This is a genomic window from Limosilactobacillus galli, assembly GCF_947381495.1.
Taxonomy (GTDB): domain Bacteria; phylum Bacillota; class Bacilli; order Lactobacillales; family Lactobacillaceae; genus Limosilactobacillus; species Limosilactobacillus galli.
Genome location: NZ_CANCWK010000062.1, coordinates 1 through 6,283 on the forward strand (window position 1 = coordinate 1; position 6,283 = coordinate 6,283).

Genomic DNA, 6,283 nt, shown 5'->3' on the forward strand with positions numbered 1-6,283 from the left:
TCCTTTTTTAGTCTACTTTGAGTCTAACCTTGTTAGGCTTTTTTTGTTAAATGTTACGAACTAGCAAATCGCGTTTACCTTAACTTCTTGTTATAAGCAGGCGTGGGCCAACTTCTTCAGTCCAGCTACCGATCCAACCTTCCAAACTGTCGATCGGGTTCTCAGTACTGCTGGCCTAATCAAACTTGGTGAAGCCGTTCAAGCTGGCACCTGGGATCACGAAGCTCAAGGCCTGCCTGAAAAGAAAATTACCCGTTTAAAAAAGCTCAGTGAAAAGATTAATCAAAGCCAAAGAAAGGATGATCAAACCGTGAAACGGTACTTTGAACTTTTTGCGATTGTTGCAATTATGACCTTAATTACCATGGGCATCCAGGTTGGTTTAAGCCACTTAGTTCCTATTACTGGTTTTTGGTGGACCTACTTTTCCTTTGTGATCATCTTCTTTGCCTTATTGGCCACGATTTTACATTTGTTAACGGTTCGTCTCCACGCCCGGAAATAATTTCCCGGAAAATCATCATTAAATACCCCAAAAGGGACCAAGCATGCGCCTGCTTGGTCCCTTTTTTCGGTAAGAATTGATTTTAGTATTTGCAAATTTGATTTAGTACATGCTGTTATAAGGCTTTAAAGTGGGTTAAACGGGCTACGAAGTCCTCTTTAACCACCGGATTGTAATAACCGAGGTGCATAAGTTCATCGCCACCAAAGATCTCTTTCGTCGCAACGTTTTGGTATTTCCGGTTTGGATCTAAGCCGACTAGCTTAGTCTTAGTAAAGAACGGTTGCGCTTCGGCTAATAACTGACAGTCCATCACGAGGGCTTCACTTTGATCCTTAGCGACAAACATCCACGCCACTTCATTTCCAGCTCCCGGATCCTTCAAACGGAAGAAATCACCATTTACTACGAGGTCGCGAACTTCTTGATATTTACCAATTTGCTCTTTGACCGCCTGTTTTTCTTCCGTCGTTAACTTGGTTAAATCAAGTTCATAGCCAAAGACGGCACTCATGGCCACGGCCCCCCGGGTTGCAAAGGAAGTCGTCCGGCCAGTCTGACCATTTGGCACTGCCGAAACGTGAGCGGTCATTAAGGACGGTGGGTAAACCAGGCTAGTCCCTGCTTGGATCCCCAACCGGGCTACCGCATCGGTGTTATCACTTGTCCAACTTTGTGGCATGTAATAAGCCAGGCCAGCGTCAAAGCGACCACCCCCACCAGAGCAACCTTCAAAGAGCACATCTGGAAAGGCACTGGTCAAGCGGTCCATTAACTGGTAAACCCCTAACATGTAACGGTGATAAACTTCTCCTTGCCGTTCTGGTGGTAAGCCCACTGAGTAAATATCGGAAAGGTGCCGGTTCATGTCCCACTTCACGTAGTCAACATCATTGGCAGTTAAGATCGCCTTAACTTGCTCAAAGATATTATCAACAACTTCTTGACGACTCAAGTCTAGAATGTATTGGTCCCGAGCTGGGGACGGTTCCCGGCCTGGTACTTGCATCAGATAATCAGGGTGATTCCGGTACAAGTCAGAATCATAGGAAATCATTTCAGGTTCAAACCAAAGCCCAAACTTTAGACCTTTCCCATGAACGTAGTCGGCAAAGTGTTTTAAACCATGCGGAAACTTCTTGGCGAAGACTTGCCAGTCACCAAGGGAAGAATCATCGTTACTCCGGTGACCAAACCAACCATCATCCAGGACAAACATTTCAATCCCGAGATTCTGAGCTTCATCAACAATGGTCTGGAGCTTCGCCTCATCAAAATCAAAGTAGGTTGCTTCCCAGTTGTTCACTACAATTGGGCGTTGGGCGTGCTTGAATTTAGACCGGACAACCCGTTCTTGGATTAAGTGGTGGAAGCCCTGGCTCATCCCGTTTAGGCCGTGGCTAGAGTATGTCAGCAGCACTTCTGGAGCTTGAAAACTAGCGCCGGGTTGAAGTTCCCAATTAAAGTTAAAGTCATTAATTCCAGCAGTTAAGCGCGTTTGGCCAAATTGGTCTTTTTCAACTTCAAAGGCGTGGTTACCAGAGTAAACAAGGGCAAAGCCATAGGCCTCCCCACTAAACTCCGTCGTCGCCGGATCAACTAAGGCCACAAACGGATTCATTTGGTGACTAGAAGAGCCCCGAATACTACTGTATTGGTGGATTCCCGGCGTTACCCGGGTCCGGGTAATTTGGCGTTCCCGTACGTGGGCTCCCGGTAGGGAAATCACATCCAAATCCCGCCCCACAAAGTCTAGTTGCATTGAAGCCACTTTTTCAAGCTTTACCTTTGCTTCCCCGTGATTAACTACTTGGACCGACCGGGTAATGATTGGATAGTCGCGGTAAATCGTGTAGGCAAGCTTAAATTCAACCTGGCTCTTTTCGTCTTGCAAAGTAACTGTTAACGTTTGGGCCTCATCGTCATTTTCAACATACGCGGCTGGTAACCCTGTCAACTTTGGTTTTCCCGGGGTAATTTCGTAACCAACATACTTAAGCATCAAAGCGTTGGCGCCATCAGCCTGGCGAACGACGCTTGCTAGTGTCCGGAAGTTCATTTCCCCGGCACTGCTGTATTCTTCTGGAACGCTGTCCCGGGAAAAGGTCCGGTCCTTTGAGCCAGGAAGGTTACCAGAGAAGCCCCGGTCTAACCGCGGATACCGTAATTGACCATGGTAGGCTTTGACAGCTTGACCAAAGTAAAGGTGACTAAGGGTAGCCCCAGCTTCCACACTGAAAAGATAGGAAATTTGACCGTTGCTTAAGTGAAAGACTTTTTGTTTCTCATCAAAGGTAATTAATGTTTCCATCACATCATCTCCTATTTAACGGTTAGAACTTCATCACCAGCATCAACGACTTCTCCACTAGTTTTAATGAACTTAAATTCCTTAAACTTATCAGAGTTAGTGACCGTTACCATCACCGTATCATCCAACCCCGCTTTTTGAATGGTTGGTTGCCAGAACTCGAGAATTTCATCGCCGCGCTTAACAGCTTGCCCCCGGTTGACGTAAGATACAAAGCCGGTCCCTTTCAGTTTGACGGTTCCTAAGCCCACGTGAATCAAAACAGCCATGCCGTTTTCCGCAACCAAACCAACTGCGTGGCGGGTATCGTCAAAGGTTAACCGAACCGTCCCGTCAAAGGGAGCGAGAACCTTTCCATCACTTGGCTTAATTGCAAAACCTTGTCCAAGTTCGCCCTTGGCATAATGTTCATCATTTACATTGGCTAGGGCCACGAGCTTCCCAGAAACTGGTGCGGTAATGGTAGTTGCTTCCGTTTGACTATCAGCTGCATCGTCTTCATCCTTGAAGTTTTCACCCCAAGTCCGTTCGAGTTCGTCGACGATTTGGGCGTGCTTTTCTTCGGTTAAGGTAATCTTTCGTAAGAAGATAATGATGGCAATGATCATCAAAGCCGCTGGCACTGCCAACATCAAAAGTTTAAAGTTCATCCGTTGGGTAGCCGTAATTGAAGCGGCTGTCGCTCCGGTCGTCATCCCAGCAATGATCGCAATTTGACCAACGACCCCGTTAGAGACAGCACCCCCGAACTTATCAATCAACGGCCGGATGGATAAGGACAAGGATTCATCCCGGTGGCCTAACTTCCATTGCCCATATTCAACTGAGTCAGTGATAATCATTAAGACAATCAAGAAGACCATTTGTTGAGGGAAGGCATAGATAATCCCGGCAGCTAGAGAAAGGGCCACGCTTTGGCCGGCAAAGGCAAAGAGCCCTAAACCAAGGACCATCACTAACAAACAACCTGCAAACATTTGATGACGACTGAATTTCTTGGAAAGAATTGGGAAAAGCGCCGTGGCTGCCATCCCTGCGAAAATGTTAATCGTTGAAAGCACTGAGAAGGCCGTCGCTTTCCCAACGATGTAAGTGAAGAAGTAAATAATCAAGGAGTTGGTGATGTTATTACCAATCCCGTAAGCTAAGTAGGCTAAAGCTACCCAAAGTAATTGGTCATTTTTCGCCACGGCTTTGAAAACGCCAATCACCCCAACGGTATCTTTTTCGTTATGCCGAATATCAGAATCTACTTCGCGGTTAAAAATTCCCACACCCCAAGCCGATAGGAGGGATAAGAAACAGATAATGGCCGCAAAGATCATCCAACCCCGGGTATCACCAGTTGAAGTCTTGGTAGCAGAGAAGAAAATTACGGCTGGCATAACTACCACCCCAACTAAGGAACCCCCGATGGCTGAACCGATCCGGGCAAAGGTCGCCGTTTTTTCCCGTTCTTCGGAGTTCGTCGTCAACGAAGAAAGTAACGACCAAAAACCAACGTCCTTAAAGGAGTAGAAAATATCCATCGTGATGTACATAATCGCAAAGACCACGAGGTAGGCCATCGCATTGGATTGGTACAAATTGCCGAGGGGCGTAAAGAGGGCTGCTAATAGTAGCGTTGAAACCGTCCCACCAGCTACAATCCATGGCCGGGAGTGGCCCCACCGCGTCTTAGTCCGGTCAATCCAGTTACCAATGAAGGGGTCAATGAATAATTCAGCGATCCGTAAGATCATAATAATTGCTGTAACTAACCCGATCATTTTGGCATCTAAGGCCTTATTTCCCGAATCAAATAAGTGAGAAGTAATAAAGACAATTAGATAACCAGATAACAAAGAGTAAAATGAGTCATTCCCATAAGCCCCAAAACTATAGGCTAATTGTTCTTTTACGGTCATGACACCTTTCTTTTTTGCCATTGTTAATTCCGCCTTTCATATCTTCGTAAGTTATGTATTCGCTTACAAAAACAATATATCGAGTTTATCCGGAAATAAGAATGGCAATAGCCCGTGAATTGATGCCAATTTGTTCACTAGACAAATTAACATCTATTTTCTATAATCAGCTTAACAACAGGAATAAATTTTTATTGAATTTACATAATGACATCAAAAGGTGGCAAAAAGATGAATGGTGAGTACCGCACGCTGGCAACTGATAGTATTGAAGCAGACATTTTATTTTATGGTTTAGAGCGTTGTCGTCCCGGGCACGTTTTTCGTGGTAATAATATCCGCAGTAATTATGTACTCCACTTTATTTTGCAAGGTCAAGGAGAATTTGCGGTTGCCAACCAGCACCTTACGACCCTCCACGCGGGTGATATTTTCTTATTACCGAAGGGTAAACCGGCCTTCTATCAAGCTGACCAAAGTGAACCGTGGACCTATTTCTGGATTGGCTTTAATGGACTAAATATCGATACAATCCTTGAAAAAACGAAGTTGGCGCAGCGTTATTTTCTAAAAGACGTTCAAGGGTCTCGGTTTGCTAACACCCTCACCCAACTTTACCAAGCCCTCCACAACGAATATGGGTTAGCCAATGATTTACACATTAAGGCTCTTACTTTTGAAATGTTCTTTAACCTCCTTAATGAATTTCCCGGTAGTAAATCCCCTAGCCATAATCAAACGGAACTTCAATTCCAAGCGGCCGTCAATTATTTAAAAGCCAACTACCAAGCTGGTTGTACCGTTACCGATTTGGCCCACCACCTTGCCCTTTCACGAAGTTACGTCTACGATCTTTTTAAACGCTATGCCAACTCTTCCCCACAGCAATTTCTAACTCGCCAACGGATGGAAGACGCTAAACAACAACTAATTACTACCGCCCTCCCCATTAAAGAAATCGCCAGCGGGGTTGGATATAGCGATACTTATACCTTTTCAAAAGCCTTTAAAAGGTATGCTGGAGCCAGTCCTAATGCCTATCGTCAGCAGAATCGGCTTTAATTTCCTGGGAAATAAAACGGAGGGATGGATTATGGAATTCAATCAAGGATATCGCCTCAATAACGGTGAACAGATCATCGTACTGAAAGAGTTTCATCACTATCATTCAGATCAAACAGATTTTTTAATCAAGACTGCCAATAATCAAAACTATATTATTTCTCGGGAAGAATTAGCTGAGCTACTTAAAAAGCCTCGTTCAACAGAGGAAAAGCTCGCCCTTTATCTCCGCTACTTTAGCGGTCGTCTTGATGTCTATGCCCAAAAATGGTCAAACGGCAAGGGCTATAGTCCAGCTCTCAAAAATTGGTGGGACTTCTATAATCTTCGAAATAATAAAGCTGCCCAAAACAAATTAACCAAAGAGTATCTTCCTTACACCACCACTACGATTTTCGACCAAATTACTAAGGATGATGGTTAACGTCAATTGCTAGTTTGTAACATTCCAAATTTTGCTAGATTATTCGTCATGACAAGTGCCTCGATCTGTGCTTG

5 protein-coding genes are annotated in these 6,283 nt (G+C 44.9%); 3 read left to right on the forward strand and 2 right to left on the reverse strand.

The window, feature by feature from the left end; all coding sequences use genetic code 11:
* Nucleotides 1–310 precede the first annotated feature (310 nt).
* Nucleotides 311–505, forward strand: a complete 195-nt coding sequence (locus QOS10_RS08775; RefSeq protein WP_056994874.1) for a hypothetical protein — start codon at nt 311–313, stop codon at nt 503–505.
* A gap of 115 nt (nt 506–620) precedes the next feature.
* On the opposite strand, the gene QOS10_RS08780 is transcribed toward QOS10_RS08775, so the two are convergent.
* Entirely contained in the window at nt 621–2,816 is a 2,196-nt protein-coding gene (locus tag QOS10_RS08780; protein ID WP_056994873.1) for an alpha-galactosidase, read from the reverse strand.
* Between the two features lie 11 nt (nt 2,817–2,827).
* Entirely contained in the window at nt 2,828–4,744 is a 1,917-nt protein-coding gene (locus QOS10_RS08785) for a glycoside-pentoside-hexuronide (GPH):cation symporter (protein ID WP_056994872.1), read from the reverse strand.
* 186 nt (nt 4,745–4,930) lie between these two features.
* Here QOS10_RS08785 and QOS10_RS08790 point away from each other — a divergent pair, with 186 nt between their 5' ends.
* Together QOS10_RS08790 and QOS10_RS08795 are read left to right on the forward strand one after the other, a co-directional pair.
* Nucleotides 4,931–5,785, forward strand: coding sequence for an AraC family transcriptional regulator (locus QOS10_RS08790; protein ID WP_225433560.1), 855 nt, complete (start codon nt 4,931–4,933; stop codon nt 5,783–5,785).
* Between the two features lie 31 nt (nt 5,786–5,816).
* Nucleotides 5,817–6,209, forward strand: coding sequence for a TOTE conflict system archaeo-eukaryotic primase domain-containing protein (locus tag QOS10_RS08795; RefSeq protein ID WP_056994870.1), 393 nt, complete (start codon nt 5,817–5,819; stop codon nt 6,207–6,209).
* Nucleotides 6,210–6,283: the final 74 nt, after the last annotated feature.